This window comes from Gordonia terrae, from assembly GCF_001698225.1.
Classification (GTDB): domain Bacteria; phylum Actinomycetota; class Actinomycetes; order Mycobacteriales; family Mycobacteriaceae; genus Gordonia; species Gordonia terrae.
The window spans coordinates 4,681,783-4,703,462 of record NZ_CP016594.1 but is presented as its reverse complement, the minus strand read 5'-3'; the positions used below and the strand labels follow the sequence as shown (position 1 = coordinate 4,703,462).

Here is a 21,680-nt window from a genome sequence, read left to right as displayed (position 1 = left end):
AGGTCGGCGGGTTCACACGGTCCCCAATCTCTGTCGGCGGACCATGACGATGAGGAACGGCGCCCCGACCAGTGCCAACATCACACCGACCTGGACTTCGCCGGGGCGGGCGACGACGCGGCCGAGGATGTCGCAACCGACGAGGAGGATGCCGCCGAGCAGAGCGGAGTACGGGATGATCCACCGGTAGTCGGCGCCCACGATCGCGCGCGCGATGTGCGGGACGACCAGACCGAGGAACACGATCGGGCCGCAGGCCGCGGTGGCGGCTCCGATGAGCAGGGTGATCGTCAGCACGCCGAGGGCTCGGATCAGCACGACCCGGGAACCGAGTGCCTTGGTCATGTCGTCGCCCAGGCTCAGGACGTTGAGGAAGAATCCGCTCGCCAGCGCGAGGACGAGTCCGACGCCGATGAACGGCAGGCTGGCCCAGAACACGTCGATGCCCCGGCCCGCCGTGGACCCGACACTCCAGAAGCGCCACTGGTCCAGCGAATTGGTGTCCACGAGCACGATCGCGGACGTGATGGCGGTCAGCATCGCGGTCAGGCCGGTACCCGCGAGCACCAGGGTCAGCGGACTCGAGCCACTCAGCGACGACAACCCGAACACCACGGTCGACGCGATGATCGCGCCGACGAGGCCGAAGAACATGAACGCGATCGGGCTGGTGATCCCCAGCAGATAGATGCCGCCCACGACAGCGCATGCGGCTCCGGCGTTGACGCCCAGCATTCCGGGGTCGGCGATCGGGTTGCGGGTGTGGCCCTGCGTGATGGCGCCGGCCGCACCGATCGCGAGTCCGGCGGACAGGCCGAGCAGTGTGCGCGGCACACGGAGGTCCCACACGATCCCGTCGACGTCGGTGTCCTTCGGCACCTGCGGCATCCGCAGATTGATCAACGCGTTCCAGATCTCCTGGGCGCCGGCGGTGAAGCTCGGCCAGATCTCGTCGAGAGGGACCGGTCGGGTCCCGAAGAGCACGGACGCGACGACCAGCGCTGCAAGGGTCGCTAGCAGCAGCGGGATTCCGAGAACTCGGACAGATCGGCGCACGAAGGTAAACCTTACCAACCTTGCGCGGGGACGCCTCCGCGCCGTGTGCGGAGCAGACAAGCCGGGTGTCGTTCGGATAACGAAATGCCGACGAATGCTGAGGGAAGGCTGTGCGCGCGGTAACACTTCGCTCAGGCTGGGTCGATAGTCCCGGTGTCGGTGGGCATCTCGGACCGACAGCAGCAGACCGGTCGCCGGTGGGATGGGATGAACCGCCCCACGACGGCGACGTCGGGAAACACAACAGTGTCGCCTACGAACGAGGAGGATCGATGAAATCGCTGAAACGGGCTCTCACAGGGGTTCTGGTCGCCGCAGGAATCGCCGGTGGAACGTTGGTGGGTGCTGCACCCGCCCACGCCGCCGTTCCCAACCTCCAGATGACGGGCGGGGTCTACTGCCAGTTCGCTGCTCCGGGCACTCCGTGGAACCAGGCGTGGAGCATGACCCGGTTCATGCGGGTCACCGCGCGTGACGGCGAGTTCCGCAACGTCACCCTGCAGGAGATCAACGGCGCGACGAAGTTCAAGTCGCAGCTGAAGAAGAACGAATCGCTCACGATCAAGACCACCTGGTTCGGCTGCTTCCCGTCATCGATCGCCGGATACGCGATCTCCGACTACGCCGAGAACCTGACCGACAATGCCGGTTTCTGGTGGAACGTCCGGCGCGTCGACAACCCGTTGGACCGGCTCGGCACGGGCTCCTCGGCGTCGGCGTCGACGGTCCTGACCGGCGGCGGCACCGACGTCGCGGGCGTTCCCGCGATCCCCGGTCGATGAACAACTGAAGCATTTCGCGCCGGGCGGCGTGCGGGGAGGACGCCCCCGCACCCGCCGGGCGCATGCGAAAGAGCGGCGACCGAGAGATCTCGGCCGCCGCTCTTGTGCGTTCGTCACGCGGAGGGGCGGGACACCTTGTCGGGCTCCGACGCGGCGAGCATGTCCTCGCGTTCGACGACCTTGACGCGTTCGCGGCCTTCGGCGGCGCCGAGTGCGCGTTCGTGTTCGTCGAGTCGGTACCAGCCGTCCCAGGTGGTGAACGGGATGCTCTTGGACTCGAGGAGTTCGATGATGGCGTCCTCGCCGGGTTTGCCGGGTTGGTTGAGGGCCCCGGCTTCCATGTCTTTGAGGATGCAGTCGACGGTCTCGTTGGCGTCGCCCTTGGTGTGGCCGATGAGGCCGACGGGGCCGCGTTTGACCCAGCCGGTGGTGTAGATGCCGGTGAGCTGGTGGCCTTCGTCGAAGACGCGTCCGGCTTCGTTGGGGATGACGCCGGCTTGGGAGTCGAATGGGATCTCGGGCAGGTTGTCGGAGAGGTAGCCGACCGCGCGGTAGACCGCGCCGACTTCCCAGTCGGTGGTCTTGCCGGTGGGTTTGACGTTGCCGGTGCCGTCGAGCTGGGTGCGTTCGGTGCGCAGACCGACGACCTTGCCGTCTTCGCCGAGGATTTCGGTGGGGCTTTCGAAGAAGTGCAGGAACAGCTTGTGGATCGCGCCCTGTTTGGGTTCGCGGATCGCGTAGTTCTCGATGATCGTGGCGACCTGGTCGGTGATCTTCGATCCGCGGCGCGCGACGGCCGAGCCCTCGTCGTAGTCGATGTCCTCGGGGTTGACGATGACTTCGATGTTGGGGGAGTGGTCGAGTTCTTTGAGTTCGAGGGGGGTGAACTTGGCCTGCGCGGGGCCGCGGCGGCCGAAGACGTGGACCTCGATGGCCTTGTTGGCTTTGAGGCCTTCGTAGACGTTGGCGGGGATCTCGGTGGGCAGCAGTTCGTCGCCGGTCTTGGCGAGTACGCGTGCGACGTCGAGGGCGACGTTGCCGACGCCGATGACTGCGACCTTCTCGGCCTCGAGCGGCCAGGTGCGGGGGAAGTCGGGGTGGCCGTCGTACCAGGCGACGAACTGGGCGGCGCCGTAGCTGCCGTCGAGGTCGATGCCGGGGATGTCGAGGACGCGGTCGTCGGTGGCGCCGGTGGAGAAGATCACCGCGTCGTAGTGGGCGCGCAGTTCGTCGATGGTGATGTCGGTGCCGTAGTCGACGTTGCCGAGCAGGCGTACCTGTGGTTTGTCGAGGACCTTGTGCAGGGCGGTGATGATGCCCTTGATGCGCGGGTGGTCGGGTGCGACGCCGTAGCGGATCAGACCGAACGGAGCGGGCATCCGCTCATACAGATCGATGCTGACGCCGCGGTCCTTGGCGGTGTCGGACTTCATCAACGCGTCGGCGGCGTAGATCCCGGCGGGACCGGCACCGACGATCGCAACCCGCAGCGGGCGGCTGTTGTCGCTCATGGAGTAGGTGTCTTCCGTTGCTCAGCACGCGCCGGCCAGTAATCTCGGTGACCCCCGGGTCCGCGCGTATGGATAAGGCCTATCCCTTCTACGGTAGGCGCTTGCTGTCCCCGACCAAAATCCGTCTGTGAGGTAACCCTCACCTCGACGGGTGATCGGCGGCCGGGGCCGCGGCAGGCTCAGGCCTTGCCCGCGGCGGCCGCGATCGGTTCGACGGCCTGATCGGCGACCCACGGGATGGTCAGAACCGTCGGCACCGACATGGCACTGCCGACCTCTTGGGGCAGGTAGACGACGCGGCCCGACTGCGCAACGGCGAGGCGGTTGAATGCCGCGTTCGACTTCAGCCGGTCGTTGGATCCCTCCCAGTCGACGGCGACGACGACGTCGGCCGAGTCGAGCAGGTTCAGGCTCTCGGCCGGGAGGTCGCCGTAGAATCCGCTGGTCAGCGATGGCTGCAGCGCCGGCGGGAAGGTCAGTCCGTATCCGGCGACGGTCTGCCCGCGGCCGTCGCCGGGGCCGTAGATCGACACGCCGCCGGTCGGGCTGGCGGTGACGACCACAGCGGTCTTGCCCGCGAGTTGCGGATTCTGCTCGCGGACTCGTGCGAGGAACTGCTCGGTCTCGGCCACCTTCTGGTCGGCCAGCTCGGGCAGCCCGACGGCGGTGCCGATCTGTCGGGTCTGCGCGTCCCACGGCACCTGCCAGGGCTGGAACTGCGCGGGCCGCAGGATCGTCGGTGCGGTCTTGCTCAGCAGGTCGAACTGATCGCGGGTGGGGTCGGCGCCGACCGCGGTGATGAGGTCGGGTTCGGTGGCCAGGGTCTTGGGGATCTCGTCGCCGAACGCACCCGAGGAATTGGGGAGGACGACCGGGTTCGAGTCCGCGAGCAGCTCGGCATTCCACGGTGCCGACGCCTGGTCGGGGTCGGCGAAGGGCGCGATCGTGGTGGGGGTGATCCCCAGCGCGAGCAGGGTGTCTCCGTCGCCGACGCCCATCGCCGCGACGCGTTTCGGCGCCTGTGCGACCGTCGCGGGGGCATAGACCTGCTGCACGGTCACCGGGATCGCGCCCGCCTCGGGGGCGGGCGCCTGCGCCATCCCGGAGTCGACGGTCTCATCCGGCGGCGAACACGAGGTCGCCACGAGAGCTGCCGCGAGCAGCCCGACGAGAAGGGTGAGTGTGCGGCGGGTGGTAGAGCGCATCCGGGGTCCTCGCTGGTCGTTGCGTTCGGCGTCGTCGTTCTCCGGTGTACTTCGGTACTCAGGTACTTAGCTACTCAGGTACTTAGGGCCACCTTACTCACGGTGTTCCGATTGTCGACGACGCGCGGGTGCGCTCGTCGGGCACCGCACGGCCGGCGACGCCGGTCTCAACCGGTCCCGGGACGCTCGATAGACTGCCCGCCATGGCCGAAGCTGCAGGTGAGGGTGACCAGAGGCCCCCGTCGTGGAAGAACGCATGGCCGTTCTTCGTCGCGGCGGGCGTCGTGGGCCTCGTCGTGCTCGGCGTCGTGCTGTCGAATGTGACCCGTCCCGCCGAGGACCGGGCCGGCGACTCGGCCCAGGTCCAGTACGCGATCAACGACGTCTACACCGCGCGGAACGGCCCGAATTATGCCGAGTACCGGGCGAACATCTGCGCCGCCGACGTGGAGGCGGCCGATTTCATCTCCGAAGAGCGGTTCGTGCAGGACAACCGGGAAACCCTGACCCGCAACGGTCACATCGAGATCCCGGAGATCACGGAATTGGTCGTCGACGGTGACCGGGCGACCGCGAAGGTTCATTGGCACTATGACAAGACACCCGACGACGTGAACGTCGTCGACACGATCGTGGTGCGCGAGAACGGCGAATGGAAGGTGTGTTCCTCATGACCTATGCCGGTGACCTGACCCCCCGTGAGGCGTGGGAGAAGCTCGAGAGCAATCCGAACGCGGTGCTGGTGGACTGTCGGACGCAAGCCGAATGGTCGTTCGTCGGCGTGCCCGACCTCGAGATCCTGGGCAAGCGCACGATCTTCGCCGAGTGGACCACCTTTCCCGAGGGGCGGCGTAACGACGACTTCGTCGCACAGCTGCGCGATTCGGGCGTGTCCGACGACCAGGAGGTCATCTTCATCTGCCGCTCCGGGCATCGGTCGATCGGCGCCGCGCAAGCCGCGACCGCCGACGGAATCGGCAAGGCCTACAACATCGTCGACGGTTTCGAGGGTGCCCTCGATGAGAACGACCATCGCGGCGCGTCGGGCTGGCGTGCCGAGAACCTGCCGTGGAGGCAATCGTGAGTCCTGATCTGCCCGGGGGTCGCCCGCTCCCCGAAGGGTTGTCGGCCGACACCATCGCGGTACGCGGTGGATTGTCGCGCTCCGGATTCCACGAGACCTCCGAGGGCCTCTACCTCACAAGCGGTTACGTCTACGACTCCGCCGAGGCGGCTGAACGTGCCTTCACCGGGGAGGACGAGCGATTCGTCTACTCGCGCTACGGCAACCCGACCGTCGAGATGTTCCAGGAGCGTCTGCGTCAACTCGAGGGTGCTGAAGCGTGTTTCGCGACCGCGAGCGGCATGGCCGCGGTGTTCGTCGCACTCGGGGCGCTGCTCAAGGCCGGTGACCGGCTCGTCGCCGCACGCAGCCTGTTCGGTTCCTGCTTCGTCGTGTGCAACGAGATCCTGCCGCGGTGGGGTGTGGAGACCGAATTCGTCGACGGTGAAGACCTCGAACAGTGGGAGCGGGCGCTGTCGAAGCCCACCGACGCGGTGTTCTTCGAGACCCCGTCGAACCCGATGCAGAGCCTCGTCGACGTCGTGAAGGTCTCCGAACTCGCGCACGCCGCGGGCGCACAGGTGGTGCTGGACAACGTCTTCGCCACGCCGTTGCTGCAGCGTGGTCTCGATCTGGGCGCCGACGTCATCGTGTACTCGGGCACCAAACACATCGACGGACAGGGCCGCGTCATGGGCGGAGCCGTGCTCGGCGCCAAGGAGTACATCGACGGGCCGGTCCAGCAGTTGATGCGCCACACCGGTCCCGCGCTGAGTCCGTTCAACGCCTGGACGCTGGTGAAGGGTCTGGAGACACTGCGCCTACGCGTCGACGCCTCGGTGTCCTCCGCGCTCCGGATCGCCGACTTCCTCGAGGCCGACCCGCGCGTGCGGTGGGTGAAATACCCGTTCCTGCAATCTCACCCGCAGTACGATCTCGCGAAGTCGCAGATGTCGGGCGGCGGCACCGTGGTGACCTTCGAGCTCAACGACCACGACGGCATCGACGGCAAGAAGCGCGCCTTCGAGGTGCTCAACGGCCTGCAGATCGTCGACATCTCCAATAATCTCGGTGACTCGAAGTCGCTGATCACCCACCCGGCGACCACCACGCATCGTGCGATGGGGCCCGACGGACGCGCTGCCATCGGCCTCAGCGACTCGGTGGTGCGGCTGTCGGTCGGGCTCGAAGGGGTCGACGACCTGCTCGGGGATCTGGACCAGGCGCTGGGCTGAGCCGGCGCCGCCCGGACGCGGCTATTCGAGGCCGTCGATTCCCAACGCGTTCAAGACCGTGCGGAGTTTGAACGCGGTCTCCTCGAGCTCGCCCTGGGGATCGGAGTGTTCGACGATGCCGCCCCCGGCCCACGTGCGGAGGCTGCGACGATCTGCCTCGAGTTCGAGGCACCGGATGGTCACCATCCACTCGCCGTCGCCGGCGGCGTCGCACCAGCCGACGGCTCCCGCATAGAAGCCGCGTTCCCCCTCGACCTCTCGGATGATCTGTGCCGCAACATCACTCGGTGTGCCGCAGACGGCGGGGGTTGGTCCGAGCAGAAGCGCGAGATCCAGTGCGGTGGTGGCGGGGTCGCGGAGCGTCGCGCGGATCGGGGTGGCTAGATGCCACACCTCACCGGTCGACTGCAGGCGCGGGGTCGACGGCGCGTCGACGTCGTCGCACAGATGCGACAGCCGGTCCCGCAGATGATCCACGACGAACGCGTGTTCGGCGAGATCCTTGGCCGAGGAGAACAATCCGTCGGCGACCGCGCGGTCGACGACCGGATCCGGCGATCGGGGCGCCGACCCCGCGTACGGGTGACAGGTGACGACCGATCCCGACTTCCGCAGCAGCACTTCGGGACTCGCACCGAACAACCACGACCCGGAGCCGGTGGCCGCGCCGAGGTCGACGCCGAACGCATTGTGCCCGGCGTTCCCGCCCGCGAGGGCATCGAGGAGTTCGCCTGGCGCGACCTCTCGGTCGAGCACGATGTCGACGCTGCGGGCGAGGACCACCTTGCCGACGTCGCCGGCAACGATGCGTTTGACGGCGTGCGCCACCCGTTCGCGGTGTTCATCCGCGGTGGGGTGCAGGGTGGTCGACAGCGGGATTCGCGACAGCGGCGGTCCGCCGGCCAGCGGTGCGTCGTCGAAGTCCAGGACCTCGGGCACCACCAGCGCGGCCGGGTCGGCGAGATCGAACGGGATCGCGCCGGTCAGCGCGCCGACCTCGCCGGAACGCAGCGCGGCCGAGGCCGCATCGACATCGGTGAAACCCCGGACGGCGCCCCGGCCCCGCACGGTGCCGTGCGGGCGGGACAACACGAACACATCAGTCGCTGACACCCCTGACACGCTACAGGTAAGTGTGCCCTAACTTCGGATCACGCTGAGTGAAAATTGACACGTCTGCGCGGCATCGACGACTCTGGTTCGTAGGTCATGAGTGCCAGTGACAAGCCCCGGCTCGCTGGTCGGCAACCCTCCTCCGCGGTGGGGTGCTCCGGGTGACGACCTGGCCGCGTACCGACCGGACGCGGCAAGCGCGGAAATTCAGAGGAGCTCCTGCCATGACCGCTGTCCTGTCAGCACCGAGAACTGTCGGCCACGAGTCTGTCGATGCCCACGTCGTCGGTCTCGACCACCGTGCGCGCCCGGCCGTTCCCGGTCTCGCCCCGGTCCTCGGCGCCGACGTGACCGTACCGTTGGCCGGCGGCGGGACGACGCGATACGTCAATCTCGATTACGCGGCGAGTGCGCCGGCACTGAGTTCGGTGGCCGCCGCGGTCGCCGAGGGGCTCGGCGAGTACGCGAGTGTCCACCGCGGTGCCGGCCACCTGTCGCAGGTCACGACCGCCCGGTACGAGGACGCTCGGGAGACCGTGCGCGAGTTCGTCCGCGGGCGGGTCGACGACACCGTCGTCTTCACCCGCAACACCACCGACGCCATCAACCTCGCCGCCCACATCACCCCCGGGGACGTCGTGGTGCTCGACATCGAGCATCACGCCAACCTGCTGCCGTGGTGCGCGCCGCGCGACGGTCGCAACCGGGCCCGGGTCGTCCCGGCCTGCGACACCATCGAGGACACCCTGGTCGCGCTCGAGGTCGAGCTCGCGTCGGCGCCGGCCTCGCTGCTCGCGGTCACCGCGGCGTCGAACGTCACCGGCGAGGTGCTGCCGATCGGCCGGCTCGCGTCGATCGCCCACCGGCACGGGGCCCGCATCCTGGTCGACGCCGCGCAGCTCGTCGCGCACCGACCCGTGGCCATCGTCAGTCACGGCATCGACTACCTGGCCTTCTCCGGACACAAGGCGTACGCGCCCTTCGGCGCCGGAGTCCTGATCGGCCGCCGGGACTGGTTCGACGCCGCCGATGCCTACCTTGCCGGCGGCGGTGCGACCGCCGACGTCGACCTGGGTCCGAGTGCCGGTGGGGTCACCTGGCACACCGGGGCCGCCCGCCACGAGGCCGGCTCGCCGAACGTGCTCGGCGCGGTGTCGATCGCCCGGGCCTGTCGCGCACTCGCCGACCTCGGGCCGGAGGCGATCGGGTTGCACGAGGCGCGCCTGTCCGAGCGTCTCGACGGGGGACTGGCCGCGATCGACGGGGTGCGGCCGTTGCGGATCTTCGCCGACTCCACCGATCGGGTCGGCATCGCGGGCTTCACCGTCGACGGCATCGCACCGCGGGTCGTCGCGGAGTATCTGAGTGCACAACACGGCATCGGTGTGCGCGACGGCCGGTTCTGTGCCCACCCGCTGCTCAGACGTCTCGGTCATCCGGCCGGCGCGGTTCGCGCGAGTTTCGGCGCGGGAACCACCTCCGATGACATCGACCGGCTGCTCGACGCGCTACGCGCCCTGACCGCAAGCACTGACCGAACAGACGATCCGACCGAACTCGAACGAGGGGTGACACGATGACCATCGAACTCGACGCACGTGCAGACCGCGGCACCGTGGTCCCCGCACCGACATCCCCACCGACGGCCCCGATCAGCATCGGCCGGCCGGGATTTCAGGTCGCCGTCGCCGGAGACGAACTGGCACAGACATTTCCGATCGTCGTGCGACGCGAGACCCTTCGCGATGCGCAGCGGGCGCGTTCCCTGCTCCGGGCCGGCAGCCACGATCAAGCGAGATTCGTTGTCGCCCTGGAGGTGGAGGTGGCCGTCGCGCCGGATGCCGCGTCGGCGCGTGCGGCGGCCGCTGCCGCGGTGGTCGCGTCGTCGGAGGCGAGCTCCGGGACCATCCGCTACATCGGGACCACCCACGGACTGATCACGCTGGTCCGCGACATCTACGCGGCCGAGGTCGCCGACGCGGTGATCCTGGTCCCGATCGACGGCGCGGCCACCGAAGTGCGCATCCGCGAACAGATCCTGCCGGTTCTCGCCGAGCAGCGGCACCGCGTGGCCTGACGGTCCGGCCTCGGTCCGGGTGTCCTCAGTCCAGCGCGCGGATGCGCGAATGCGCAGGCTGGAGGTCGAGGGTCAGCCCCATGCGGTCCGGCGAGAACAGGCCCGAGGCCATGGTGCGCAGGTCGGGGTCGACGAGGAGCTCGAACTCCGAGCGGTCGAGTACGTCGCGCTGTAGATCCACGCCGGGAGCGATCTCGACGACGGTGATGCCTGCCGGCCGGAGTTCGAGGACCGCACGCTCGGTGACATAGAGGACCCGCTGACCCTTCTCGATCGCTCGCCGGCCCGAGAAGGTCGGTGAGTCGACGTCGGCGACCAGTTTGGTGTGCGGACCGTCGGCTCGGATGTCCAGCCGGCCGTTCCCGATCCCGATGTCACGACGGCCCGCGGTGAACGAGCCGACGAAGACGATCGAGGGTGCTCCCGTGGTGATGTCGACGAAGCCGCCGAGGCCCGCGGTGACATGACGCCGCTTGGGCAGGCTGTGCACGTTGACGTTGCCGTGCCGATCGATCTCGAGGAACGAGAGCAGCGAATGCTCGAACCCGCCTCCCTGCAACAGCGTGAACTGATCCGAGCTCTGCATGATCGCGTCGGGGTTCTGCGATACGCCGAAAACGAAGTCGAGCAGCGGGACACCGCCGACCGCGCCCTGTTCGATCACCCACGAGACTGCCTGTGGAAGACCTTCTTCCACGAGAACGTGGGGGACGAGTGCCGAGACGCCGAAACCTATGTTGGCGATCTCGCCGGATCGCAACTCCGCAGCGGCGCGACGCGCCATGATCTTCTCCAAGGAGAAGGGGACGGGGTCGAGGGTGCTCAGTGGGCGTCGCAGCTCACCCGAGATGGCGGGGTCGTACGGGGTCTGGGTGGTCTGTAGCTGGTCGGGCACGACGACGATGGCGTCGACGAGGATGCCGGGTACCCGGACCGCCTGCGGTGCGAGACTGCCGCCCTCGGCCAGGTACTTCACCTGCGCGATGACCACCCCGCCGTTGTTGTGTGCGGCGTAGGCGAGGTCGAGCGCACCCAGGGGCGAGGCCTCTTCTTCGAAGGTGAGGTTGCCGTGGGTGTCGGCGGTGGTCGCGCGGATGACGGCGACGTCGGGAACCAGCGCCTCGTAGAACAGCCACTCCTGGTCGTCGATCTCCTGCACCCGGACGTAGGCGTTCGGCGTGATGGTGTTCATCCGTCCGGCTCCGACGCGGGGGTCGACGAAGGTGTCGATGCCGACCTGCGACAGCACCCCGGGCTGCTTGGCGGCCGCGGCCCGATGGAGCTGGAACAGAATGCCCGACGGAAGGTTGTAGGCCTCGACCTCGTTGTTCTCGATCATCTGCCAGATCGCGGGGGGGTCGGCGCTCGACGGACCGGACGGATAGGAACCGGCGACGACGCGGCGGAGCAGGCCGGGACGGGCGAGATGGTCGATGCCCTTGATCCCCCACATGTCGCCCGCGGCAATGCTGTGAACGCTGGTGATCCCGGCGGGCGAACGGGTCTCGTCGAACCGTGTGCCGATACCGGCGAGGACGGCGTCCGGGCAGCCGAGACCCGACGAGGAGCTGACCGTGATGGTGTCGCCGTCGTGGATCAGGTCGGCAGCCTGGCGGGCGGTGAGGATTCGAGGTGTGTGCACGAGCTCTCCTGGTGGGACGGACGGATCGGGTGGTCGGGGTGGGTCGTCGAGGCGGACGGCTCAGGATGCGGAATCGTTGTGCGGCAGGAACTTCAGGACATGGGTGGCCACCATGCAGGTCTCGCCGCGCTGATTCGTCGCGACGATCGACGAGTGCGACTTCTGGTCGGCATCATCGATCCGGTCGACTGTGTAGGTGATGGTGACCGTGTCCCCGAGGAAGACCGGCGCGACGAAGCGGACACGGTCGTAGCCGTAGGACACCGCGCGCTCGCCGGCACGTGCCGCGATCTCGGTCGACGCAGTCGAGGACAGACCCAGGATCAGGACTCCGTGGGCGATGCGCTCGCCGTAGGAACCGGCCTCCATGTACGAGCGGTCGATGTGATTGCGCGCGAAATCGCCGGTGATGCCCGCGAATCCGTATACGTCGTATTCGCCGACGGTCTTGGTGAAGGTCGCGGTGTCCCCTACGTGCAGACTCAGGGGAGTGGAGTTGGTTGCGATCGGGTCGGTCATGTCGTCGTACTCCTCATCGGCTCGGCCCGGCGGCCGCCGGCGTCGGGCCGGCTGCAACGGGAATCAAGAAATCGGTTTCGCTTCGTTGACGGACGTGGCCACCCCCCTGACCGCCGCGGCCGCGTGCGCGGTGGGATCCGCCATGGCGGCCTCCGCCGAACCGGCCACCGCCGACAGTTCCACCGCGAGGTCCGGCGGGCGGGCGTCGAACCGTCCGGCCACAACCAGCGAACGCACACCTCGTTCGGCGCAGTGCCGGAGGACGGTTCCCACGAGTTTCCCGGTCGACGAGGTGCGGTCGTAGCAGCCCTCGCCGGTGATGACGAGATCTGCGGTGGGCAGTGCCGCGGTCAATCCGGTGAGCTCGTTGACCCGCAGTGCCCCGGGGGCCTGCGTCGCTCCCCACGCCAGGAGTCCGAAGCCGGTTCCGCCCGCGGCGCCGGCGCCGGGTTGTGTTGCGCTGATCCCGAAATGGTCTGCCATGACACCGCCGAAGTGGTGTAACGCACGGTCCAGAGCCCGACGCGTCGGCTGGTCGGCGCCCTTCTGTGCGCCGAACGTGTGTGCCGCCCCGGCCGGTCCGCACAATGTGGCCGTCGTGTCGGTCAGGATCTCGACCCCATCGGGTGGGAGGGCGGCGAGTCCGGTGGAGTCGATTCGGGTCACGCGTTCGAGATCGAGCGCATCGACGACGTGGACCGGCCGATCGTCGTCGTCATAGAGGCGCAGGCCCAGTTCGAGCAGGGCCCCGACCCCGCCGTCGGTCGATGCCGATCCGCCCAGGCCGACGACTATTCGACGTGCGCCGGTGCTCAGAACGGCCATGATCACCTGTCCCAGCCCGCGGGTCGTCGCCCGGGTCGGCGCCGGGTGCGCCATCAGGGGAAGGCCGCTCGACTCCGCGAGTTCGATGACGGCGACCGAACCGGGCAGTTCGAGCCAGCGGGCTTCGACGGGCCGGCGGTCTGGTCCGCACACCGGTCTGCCGACGACGTGCCAGCGCGAGTCCGCGGTCGACGAGGCGATCGCCGACAGCGTCCCTTCGCCACCGTCCGCCTGGGGCAGCACGGTCAGACGGTCGGACGGGCGGGCCTGCAGCCAGCCGGTGGTGATCGCCGCCGCGATCTCGTGCGCGGATGCACTGCCCTTGAACGAATCCGGTGCGACGACGACGTGCCACGGTGTCGGGGCTCGCGAGGCCTCGGCCGGTGGCGTCGCCGCCGGGACCTGTCGGTTCACGTGATCGAGTAACCGCCGTCGACCGGCAGGACGACGCCGGTGACGTACCGTGCGGCGTCCGAGACGAGGAACGTCACGACGTCGGCCACGTCGTCACCGTCGGCGAAGCGTTGTAGCGGAATGCGTGTGAGTTTGGCATCGCGGAACTCGGCCTCGCCGAGTACATCTGCGGTCATCGCGGTCTCGATGTAACCCGGGGCCACGGCATTGACCCGGATTCCGTACTTGCCCAGTTCGACGGCAAGCCCCTTGCTCAGTTGTGTCAGTGCGGATTTCGTCGCGCCGTAGGGGACGATCCCGGGTACGGCGCGGTCGGCGGACAGGGAGGCGACGTTGACCACGCTGCCCTTCGTCTCGACAAGGCTCTTGGTGGCCTGGCGGATCAGCCGGAACGCCGACGACACATTCACCTCGAGCAGCCGATCGAAGTCGTCGTCGGAGATGTCGATCGCGTCGGTCCGCTTCTGGATCCCGGCTGCGTTCACGATCACGTCGAGCCGCCCGGTGCGGGTGATCGCGGCGTCGATCGCGGCCTGGCTGACCGCGGCGTCGGTCAGGTCACCGCACACCGCCGAGCCGCCCATCGATCCCATCAGGTCGTCGACCCGCCCGTCGGCGTCGAGGCCCACGACGTGCATCCCTTCGCGGGTCAGACCGGCCGCGATCGCTGATCCGATGCCGCCCGCGGCGCCCGTGACGATCGCTGTCTTACCGGCCAGGCTCTCGCGAGCCCCGACCCTCTGCGTGTCGGCCATCGAAGCCCTTTCGTCGGGGGATGGCGGTGGGTTCGGCACACCGCCTAGAAACTGTTTTCTGGACCGAGGTTGCGAAGACGAACGGTCTTTACCTCGATATTCAGAGGGTATAGGCTTCGTGTGTCAATCCGCAAGAAAGCGATTACAGGAGTGTCATGACCACGCTGACCCTGCCGACAGCCACGGGTACCTCGGTGCATCTCCTCGGAGCACCGGCGACCCTCGCGACGGTCGCGACCCCGCCACGGAGTCGCGACGTCTTCGCAGCAGCCCACGTCGTCGCCGATCCCCGACGGGCGTCCGCGGCCGGTGGTGGCGACCAGATCGACTGGGATGCAACCCTGCGGTTACGGCGTGACCTGTGGTCTCTCGGATTGGGGGTCGCCGAGGCGATGGACACCTCGCAGCGCGGCATGGGCCTGAATTGGCAAGGCGCGCGGGAACTCGCCTCGCGGACACTGGACGAGGCCCGGCATCTCGGTGGACGTGTGGTGGTCGGGATCGGCACTGATCAGATCACCACGGAGCGTCCGTCCACCACCGAGATCGCCGATGCCTACCTTGAACAGCTCTCGGCGATCGAAGCATTCGGAGGTGACTGCGTGCTCATGGCGAGCCGACATCTGGCGACCGCGGCGAGTGGCCCCGACGACTACCTCGCCGTGTACGACAAGGTGCTCACGCAGGCGCGGCGTCCGGTCGTCCTGCATTGGCTGGGAGCGGTTTTCGATCCCGCACTGGACGGTTACTGGGGACATCGAGACCCGTACACGGCAATGGACACCGTCGTCGACATCATCGGCGCGCACGCCGAGCGGGTCCGGGGCATCAAGGTGTCACTGCTCGATCCGGCACTCGAGGTCAGGCTGCGACAACGGCTTCCGGACGGAGTGCGGGTCTACACCGGCGACGATTACAACTACGTCGACATGATCGCCGGTGACGACGACGGGCACAGCGACGCGTTGCTGGGCGCGTTCGCGGCGCTGGGGCCGTACGCATCGGCCGCCTTTGCACGCCTGGACGCCGACGACGTCGCGGGTTTCCGGAAGATCCTCGGCCCGACCGAGCCGCTCGCCCGGCTGATTTTCGCCGCACCCACGCAGTACTACAAGGTCGGTGTGGCATGGCTCGCCTACCTCAACGGGCAGCAGTCGCATTTCCGGATGATCGGCGGCTTCGAGGCCGGGCGCACTCTGGTCCACCTGGCCGACCTCGTGCGGGAGGCCGACGGGATCGGACTGTTCGTCGATCCCGAGAGCACCGCACGCCGCGCCGCCGCCTACTTCGCCGTACACGGGATCGGTTGACGCCGTGCGACTGTCGGAGTGCAGCCTCAATTCCGCGACCATCCGCGGTTCGTCGCTCGACGAGGTGCTCGACCTCGCCGTTCGGTACGGGTTCGGCGGGGTTGGCCTGTGGCGTGATGTCCTCGAGGGCACTGATCTCCGCGACGCTCGTGGCCGGCTGGACGACGCGGGGCTACGAGTGACCAGCGTGTGCCGCGGTGGCATGTTCCCCCAGCCGACCGAATCGCTGCGTCGGGAGAGACTCGACGACAACCGCCGGGCCGTGGACCAGGCAAGAGCGCTGGGTGCCGACTGCCTTGTGCTCGTGTGTGGTCCACCGCTCACCGGAGATCTCGATTCCGCACGCCGTCAGATCCGCGAGGGTATCGAGCAGTTGATCCCGTACGCCGTGGAGGCGGGGGTGGCCCTGGCGGTCGAGCCGTTCCATCCGATGCTCGCGGCGACGCGTTCGGCGATCACCTCGCTTCGGGAGGCTGCCGCCCTGACCGAGAGCATCGGGCATCCGCTGGTCGGCCTCGCCGTCGACTCCTACCACGTGTGGTGGGAAACCGATCTTCGCGAACAGATCATCGGGTCCGGCGACCGCATGCTTTCGGTGCAGCTCGCCGACTGGTGTACGCCCATCGACGACGAGCTCACGAGCCGGGGGATGCCGGGAGAGGGGGCGATCGACATCGCCGCCTTCGTTGCCGACTGCCGAGCGGCGGGCTACCCCGGCCTGGTCGAGGTCGAGGTGCTCAGCAGTCGCTGGTGGAAGATGCCCGCTGCCGAGACGGTTGCCGCCGCGGCGGCAGCCCTGACCTCGATCGGTGAACCGCTACCATCCTCCTGAGCATCAGGAATCGCTTTCTCGGATCGACCAGCACCACCCGCCTTTGTCACGCCGATCAGGAGGACGACGCCACCATGTCCACACAGCGCCCGGAGGGGTCTCGGTCGCGGCCGACGATTGCGACGGTGGCCGAGGCCGCCGGTGTCTCCATAGCCACGGTCTCACGCGTGATGAGTGGTTCCTCCAAGGTGAAGCAGGAGCTCGCCGACCGGGTCCACGAGGCGGCCGATCAGTTGGCCTACCGCCCGAGCCGCGCCGCACGTGGTCTGGCGCTCGGCAGTCTGCGGAACATCGGGGTGATCCTGCCGGACCTGACGAATGCGTACTTCTTCGACGTGGTCAACGAGATGCACCGCGGCGCCGCGGAGAACGGCTACCGGATGCTCGTCGCGGACTCCAACGGTGACCCCGACGAGGAGTTGAACACAGCTCTCGACCTGCTCGGACAGGTCGACGGGCTGATGCTCCTGTCCAGCCGCATCCCGACTGCCGGGCTCAAGCAGCTCGCACGCCGGGAGGCCCCTGCGGTCCTGGTCAACCGCATCGAACTCGGCGTCGACCTGCCGATGGTCGTCGCCGACAACTTCAGTCCGATGATGCAGCTGTGTAGTCATCTGGCTCAGCTCGGGCACACCCGTGCGGTCTATCTGGGCGGATCGGAATTCGCCTGGCAGAACCGGGAACGGTGGCGCGCGGTGCAGAGCGCGGTCGGATTCGGTCTTCAGGTGACGCACGTCAGCGCTGACGGGACGGTCGAAGGTGCACATGCGGCGGTTCCGGAAGCGCTCGAACATGATCCGACAGCATTGATCTGCTTCAACGATCTGAGTGCGATCGGTGCCATCTCGGCCTTGCGCGACGCCGGCCTGTCGGTGCCGGAGGACATCTCGGTCACCGGTTTCGACGACATCGTCCTGGCGCGCCACATTGCTCCGGCGTTGACGACGGTCACGTCTCCCAAGGCGCAGCTCGGGCGGCGCGCGTGGGATCTCATGCGCGTCATGCTCGACTCCGACGAGCGGCCCGATTCGCCCGAACCGCTGTCGGCGCAGGTCGTACTCCGACGCTCGACCGGCCCGGCGCGCATCCTCCACGGCTGAGCTGCGAGGGACCGCGACCACCAGGGCTACCTATTGAGAAAGCGCTTACACTGAGATACGCTTCACAACACCAAGCAGGTTGTATGTTGCGACACCACATAGAAAGCGTTCATCAATGCGTAGTAGGGGCACTCGTCGGCCGGTGGTGACTTCCGCAGATGTGGCGGTTGCCTCGATCCCGACCGGCGCCACCGTGGCGATAACGGGCGCGGGCGGGGGAATCCTCGAACCCGAAGGGCTGCTGACCGCGCTCGAAGCCAGATTCCTCGGCGCCGGCGAACCGCGCGACCTCACCGTGGTCTACGCCCTGGGCATGGGTGATCGGATGGGTGGTGGGACCGGACGGTTCGCGCACCCCGGCATGGTGTCCCGGGTGATCGGCGGTCTGTGGACCTGGTCGCCGGAACTGCGCGAGCTGGCGCGCCGTGAGCAACTCGAGGCCTATGCGTTGCCCGGTGGGGTGATCAGTCAGCTGTTCCGCGAGATCGGAGCCCGTCGGCCGGGCCTCATCACCACGGTGGGCCTGGGGACGTTCGCCGATCCCCGGTGCGGTGGCGGGCGGTTCACCGCGCGGGGGGCCGCCGAACTCGTCGAGCTGGTCGAGTTCGATGGACAGGAATATCTGCGCTACAAGCCGTTTCGGGTGGACGTTGCACTCGTGCGCGGCGACACGATGGATCGAAACGGCAATATCGGATGGGCCGGCGAGGCCGCTCAGCTCGACGCGACATCGGTGGCGCAGGCCGCTCGCGCCTCCGGCGGACTGGTCATCGCACAGGTCAAGAACATCAGCGACGGCGTACTGGACCCCCATGTGGTCCACCTGCCGGCACCGCTCGTCGACATGGTCGTCGAGGTCCCGGGGCAGTGGCAGACGCACGACGGGGAGTACGACGACCGGCTCTGCCGGTCCGGGGCGCCCGCTCCGGATGCGATCTCGGCGTCGTCGCGGTCTGGGGCGCGAGCGATCATCGCCCGTCGCGCGGCTGCCGAGGTCGGTAGGGGTGGAGTCCTCAATGTCGGCTTCGGTATCCCGTCGCTCGTCATCGACGCGCTGGTTGCGGCCGGCCGCTCCGAGGACAACACGGTCCTCATCGAACAGGGCATCATCGGCGGACGGCCCCTGTCCGGTGACTTATTCGGCGCCGCAATCCATCCCGAAGTCGTACACTCGTCGACCACCCAGTTCGATCTCATCAACGGCGGGCTGATCGACACGACGTGTCTCGGCATGGCGCAGATCGACGCGTCCGGATCGGTCAACGTGAGTCGGATTGCCGGTGAGATCAACGGTCCCGGGGGATTCGTGGAGATCTCCCAGAGTGCCGACTCCGTGATCTTCTGCGGCACGTTCACTGCCGATGGCCTCGACGTCGACGTCGTCGCCGGGCGATTGTGCATCCGCCGGGAGGGCCGGCTTCGCAAGTTCGTCCGGACCGTGGAGCAGGTGACGTTCTCCGGTCCGCATGCCACTGCCCGAGGGCAACGCGTCCTCGTCGTCACCGAGCGTGCCGTGTTCCGTCTGGTGGACGGAGGCCTCGAGCTGGTCGAGGTCGCACCCGGTGTCGACATCGAACGGGACATCCTGTCCCACATGGATTTTGTTCCGCTGATCGACTCCCCGGCCCAGATGGACCCGGACCTGCTCGAGTCGGTCGCGGCCTGCGCGGTCTCCTGACCGACGGCCGCATCGCCCATCACACCAAGGAGTGAGTACATGACCTTCGCACCCGGCACGGCGCACAGCCGCATCCCGACCTCTGTGTTCGGACCCGACGAACGTGCGCTCGTCGCCGAGTTCGTGGACGAACGCATCCGCCCGATCGCCGCCGAACTCGATGAGACCGAACGCTTTCCGGAAGAGATCTACGCCGAAATGGGTAAGATCGGTCTCTTCGGCATTACCGTTCCGCACGATGACGGCGGCGCGGGAGGGACCGCCCTCGACTACCTGTTCGTCATGGAATCCCTCTCGTACGGGTACGCCTCGATCGCCGACCAATGCGGTCTCGTCGAGATCCTCGGCACACTCCTCAACACCTACGGCACCGATGATCAGAAGAAGGAGTACCTGCTCCCGATGCTGAGCGCCGAGAAGCGGTGCGCCTACGCGCTGACCGAGCCCGGGTCGGGGTCGGATCTCGGGTCCATCACGACGCGAGCGGAACGAACCTCGACCGGGTGGCGTCTACGCGGCGAGAAGATCTACATCCACAACGCACCGGTCGCCGACTTCGCGGTGGTGCTGGCCGTGACCGATCCGGAGCGGGGGAAGCGCGGCGGGATCTCGGTCTTTCTCGTCGATGTCGACACTCCCGGGGTGAGTCGGGCATACCACGAACACAAGATGGGACAACGCGCTTCCCAGGTCGGTGGCCTCGTCTTCGACGATGCCGAACTCGCGGAGTCCGCGCTGCTCGGTGAGGAGGGGCAGGCATTCGGCTACATGATGAAGGTCCTGGCCAAGGGGCGGCTCGGGATCTCGGGTCTGGCCCTGGGTATCAGTCGTGCGGCGCTCGACGCCGCGGTGCGACAGTCTCTCGACCGGCAACAGTTCGGCAGGGCGATCGCCGACAACCAGGCCATCTCCTTCTCCCTGGCGTCGATCGCCACCGAGTTGCAGGCCGCCACGGCGTTGTCGGTCTCTGCCGCCCGGGCCATCGACTCCGGTGACGACGACGCCGAGGTGCTGTGCTCGATGGCCAAGCTCAACGCCTCCGAATCGTGTGTTCGGCACGCCGACGCAGCGCTGCAGGTGTTCGGCGGCAACGGGTTCATCCGCGGTTACGAGGTCGAGCGGCTGTATCGCGATGCCCGGATCACCAAGATCTACGAGGGCACCAGCGAGATGCAGCGCCTGATCATCAGCCGGTCGCTGCTCCGGTCCGCGGGCTGAGCGTTCGGCCAGACACCGGCGACCGCGTCGAGAAAGCGCTATCAGCGCGACCCGGGGAGCGGTCGTGCGCGTCTGCCGCGAGGGTGCGTCCGCCCATGCCGACCGGCGGTCGCCGAACCGGTCTGAACAGCGTCGATGTCGCTATCTGCACGGTTGAGTGGTCGGCATCCCCACGATCTTGACATGTGTTCCCGATCACTGTAGAAAACGCTTACAGGAGGTGCAGTCTTCATGCCACACACTCACCACGTTCGACCACTGCGGCGATGTGCGACCCTCGTCGTCGCGGCCGCCCTGGGCGCGGCCGCCCTCGTCGGCTGCGGCTCGCAGGACGGGTCGACCACGGGTGCCGACGATCTGCTGATGGTGTCCGAGGTGCGCTCGCTCACCAATCCGTACGAAGCCGCCTGGGTGGAGGGAAGCAAGGCCTACGCCGAATCGGTCGGCGTCGATCTCAAGGTGATCGTGTACGGCGGCGACTCCCAGAACGCCCTGTCGCAGCTGCAGTCCGTACTGGCTACCGGCAAGAAGGTCCTGCTGAACATCAACCCCAACACCAGTGCCGACACCCCGGCGATCGTGCGCGCGGTTCAGAACAGCGGCGGCTGTGCGGTCACCCAGTGGAGCAAGCCGGCCGACCTGCATCCCTGGGACGTCGGCGACGGATGGGCGTCGTACGTGAGCTACGACGGCGTGAAAGAAGGGGCTGACACGGGCGACGTCCTGGGAGCGAGCATCGGCGGCCAGGGTGGTGTCATCGCGATCCAGGGGCTGCTGGCCAACGACATCAGCAAGACGCGCTACCAGGGATTCACCGAGGGCATCGCGCGGCACCCGGGTGTCGTGGTGCTCGACAATCAACCGGCCGACTTCGACCGGAACAAGGCCTACACGACCACCCAGACCCTCTTGAACAAGTACGGGGACAAGGTGAACGGGATCTGGGCCGCCACCGACTCGATGGCGCTCGGGGCACTCCAGGCCGTCCGCGAGAAGGGCAAGGCCGGCCAGATCAAGGTCGCCAGTGCCGCCGACGCCACACCCGAGGGGCTCGAGGCCATCGAGGCCGGCGAGATGGTCTCGACCTACACCACCGACCCCTATTTCAACGGCGCGATGGGGCTCGCGATCTGCCACCAGGTGGCGACCGGGCAGCTGAAGGTGTCCGACCTGTCGCGCCTGCAGCGTGAGTTCTATGTCGACCAGACCTTGATCACGAGCGACAACGCTGCTCGGTACCTCGAGCGCCCCACCGACGAAGAGATCGTGGAATCGGTTCGAGATCCGTTCTCGCGCATCGTCGGACCGATCGATCCCGACTCACTGAGCAATGAGGAGTGACCCG

The 21,680-nt window shown here is 67.7% G+C and carries 20 protein-coding genes and 1 riboswitch; of the genes, 12 read left to right on the top strand and 8 right to left on the bottom strand.

Annotated features, from left to right (window positions below; translation table 11 throughout):
• Positions 1–12: 12 nt before the first annotated feature.
• Complete coding sequence (locus BCM27_RS20825) at positions 13–1,056, bottom strand: FecCD family ABC transporter permease (RefSeq protein ID WP_004020776.1); 1,044 nt, start codon at positions 1,054–1,056, stop codon at positions 13–15.
• A 272-nt stretch (positions 1,057–1,328) separates the two neighbouring features.
• On the opposite strand from BCM27_RS20825, the gene BCM27_RS20820 reads away from it, so the two are divergent.
• Complete coding sequence (locus BCM27_RS20820; protein WP_004020777.1) at positions 1,329–1,838, top strand: hypothetical protein; 510 nt, start codon at positions 1,329–1,331, stop codon at positions 1,836–1,838.
• 113 nt (positions 1,839–1,951) lie between these two features.
• On the opposite strand, the gene BCM27_RS20815 is transcribed toward BCM27_RS20820, so the two are convergent.
• Together BCM27_RS20815 and BCM27_RS20810 are read right to left on the bottom strand one after the other, a co-directional pair.
• Complete coding sequence (locus tag BCM27_RS20815; protein WP_004020778.1) at positions 1,952–3,349, bottom strand: FAD-dependent oxidoreductase; 1,398 nt, start codon at positions 3,347–3,349, stop codon at positions 1,952–1,954.
• Positions 3,350–3,528: 179 nt separating this feature from the next.
• Positions 3,529–4,554, bottom strand: a complete 1,026-nt coding sequence (locus tag BCM27_RS20810) for an ABC transporter substrate-binding protein (RefSeq protein WP_004020779.1) — start codon at positions 4,552–4,554, stop codon at positions 3,529–3,531.
• A 203-nt stretch (positions 4,555–4,757) separates the two neighbouring features.
• Between BCM27_RS20810 and BCM27_RS20805 the strand changes: the two genes are divergently transcribed.
• The 3 genes from BCM27_RS20805 to BCM27_RS20795 are packed head-to-tail and all read left to right on the top strand — an operon-like array spanning position 4,758 to position 6,852.
• Complete coding sequence (locus tag BCM27_RS20805) at positions 4,758–5,228, top strand: Rv0361 family membrane protein (protein ID WP_004020780.1); 471 nt, start codon at positions 4,758–4,760, stop codon at positions 5,226–5,228.
• Entirely contained in the window at positions 5,225–5,638 is a 414-nt protein-coding gene (locus BCM27_RS20800) for a rhodanese-like domain-containing protein (RefSeq protein WP_033205106.1), read from the top strand. Before BCM27_RS20805 ends, BCM27_RS20800 begins: the two co-directional genes overlap by 4 nt.
• On the top strand, positions 5,635–6,852 hold the full coding sequence (locus tag BCM27_RS20795; RefSeq protein ID WP_004020782.1) for an O-succinylhomoserine sulfhydrylase: 1,218 nt from the start codon (positions 5,635–5,637) through the stop codon (positions 6,850–6,852). The genes BCM27_RS20800 and BCM27_RS20795 overlap by 4 nt, the downstream gene beginning before the upstream one ends.
• Positions 6,853–6,873: 21 nt before the next feature.
• Here the strand turns inward: BCM27_RS20795 and BCM27_RS20790 are convergent, their stop codons facing one another.
• On the bottom strand, positions 6,874–7,950 hold the full coding sequence (locus BCM27_RS20790; RefSeq protein ID WP_004020783.1) for an isochorismate synthase: 1,077 nt from the start codon (positions 7,948–7,950) through the stop codon (positions 6,874–6,876).
• A 107-nt stretch (positions 7,951–8,057) separates the two neighbouring features.
• A riboswitch (SAM riboswitch) is annotated at positions 8,058–8,171 on the top strand.
• A gap of 18 nt (positions 8,172–8,189) precedes the next feature.
• Between BCM27_RS20790 and BCM27_RS20785 the strand changes: the two genes are divergently transcribed.
• Positions 8,190–9,545: an aminotransferase class V-fold PLP-dependent enzyme gene (locus BCM27_RS20785; RefSeq protein WP_004020784.1), complete on the top strand. Its 1,356-nt coding sequence runs from the start codon at positions 8,190–8,192 to the stop codon at positions 9,543–9,545.
• Entirely contained in the window at positions 9,542–10,042 is a 501-nt protein-coding gene (locus BCM27_RS20780) for a hypothetical protein (RefSeq protein WP_004020785.1), read from the top strand. Before BCM27_RS20785 ends, BCM27_RS20780 begins: the two co-directional genes overlap by 4 nt.
• 25 nt (positions 10,043–10,067) lie before the next feature.
• On the opposite strand, the gene BCM27_RS20775 is transcribed toward BCM27_RS20780, so the two are convergent.
• The 4 genes from BCM27_RS20775 to BCM27_RS20760 form a co-directional block, all read right to left on the bottom strand.
• On the bottom strand, positions 10,068–11,684 hold the full coding sequence (locus BCM27_RS20775; RefSeq protein ID WP_004020786.1) for an acyl CoA:acetate/3-ketoacid CoA transferase: 1,617 nt from the start codon (positions 11,682–11,684) through the stop codon (positions 10,068–10,070).
• A 60-nt stretch (positions 11,685–11,744) separates the two neighbouring features.
• Entirely contained in the window at positions 11,745–12,203 is a 459-nt protein-coding gene (locus BCM27_RS20770; protein WP_004020787.1) for a MaoC family dehydratase, read from the bottom strand.
• A 63-nt stretch (positions 12,204–12,266) separates the two neighbouring features.
• Complete coding sequence (locus tag BCM27_RS20765) at positions 12,267–13,442, bottom strand: glycerate kinase family protein (protein WP_004020788.1); 1,176 nt, start codon at positions 13,440–13,442, stop codon at positions 12,267–12,269.
• The gene (locus BCM27_RS20760; protein ID WP_004020789.1) at positions 13,439–14,197 is read right to left on the bottom strand and encodes an SDR family NAD(P)-dependent oxidoreductase; all 759 of its coding nucleotides are present in this window, start codon (positions 14,195–14,197) and stop codon (positions 13,439–13,441) included. Before BCM27_RS20760 ends, BCM27_RS20765 begins: the two co-directional genes overlap by 4 nt.
• 155 nt (positions 14,198–14,352) lie before the next feature.
• On the opposite strand from BCM27_RS20760, the gene BCM27_RS20755 reads away from it, so the two are divergent.
• The 6 genes from BCM27_RS20755 to BCM27_RS20730 all read left to right on the top strand — a co-directional run bounded on the left by BCM27_RS20755 (position 14,353) and on the right by BCM27_RS20730 (position 21,676).
• A complete protein-coding gene (locus BCM27_RS20755) occupies positions 14,353–15,507 on the top strand; it encodes a dihydrodipicolinate synthase family protein (protein ID WP_004020790.1) in 1,155 nt (384 codons plus the stop codon).
• 4 nt (positions 15,508–15,511) lie between these two features.
• Complete coding sequence (locus BCM27_RS20750) at positions 15,512–16,339, top strand: sugar phosphate isomerase/epimerase family protein (RefSeq protein ID WP_004020791.1); 828 nt, start codon at positions 15,512–15,514, stop codon at positions 16,337–16,339.
• A gap of 74 nt (positions 16,340–16,413) precedes the next feature.
• Positions 16,414–17,439, top strand: a complete 1,026-nt coding sequence (locus tag BCM27_RS20745; RefSeq protein WP_004020792.1) for a LacI family DNA-binding transcriptional regulator — start codon at positions 16,414–16,416, stop codon at positions 17,437–17,439.
• Positions 17,440–17,581: 142 nt separating this feature from the next.
• Positions 17,582–19,117 (top strand): CoA-transferase, encoded by a 1,536-nt coding sequence (locus tag BCM27_RS20740; RefSeq protein ID WP_004020793.1) that lies wholly within the window; start codon positions 17,582–17,584, stop codon positions 19,115–19,117.
• Positions 19,118–19,156: 39 nt separating this feature from the next.
• Positions 19,157–20,335: an acyl-CoA dehydrogenase family protein gene (locus tag BCM27_RS20735; protein WP_004020794.1), complete on the top strand. Its 1,179-nt coding sequence runs from the start codon at positions 19,157–19,159 to the stop codon at positions 20,333–20,335.
• Positions 20,336–20,566: 231 nt separating this feature from the next.
• The gene (locus BCM27_RS20730; protein WP_004020795.1) at positions 20,567–21,676 is read left to right on the top strand and encodes a sugar ABC transporter substrate-binding protein; all 1,110 of its coding nucleotides are present in this window, start codon (positions 20,567–20,569) and stop codon (positions 21,674–21,676) included.
• Positions 21,677–21,680 lie beyond the last annotated feature (4 nt).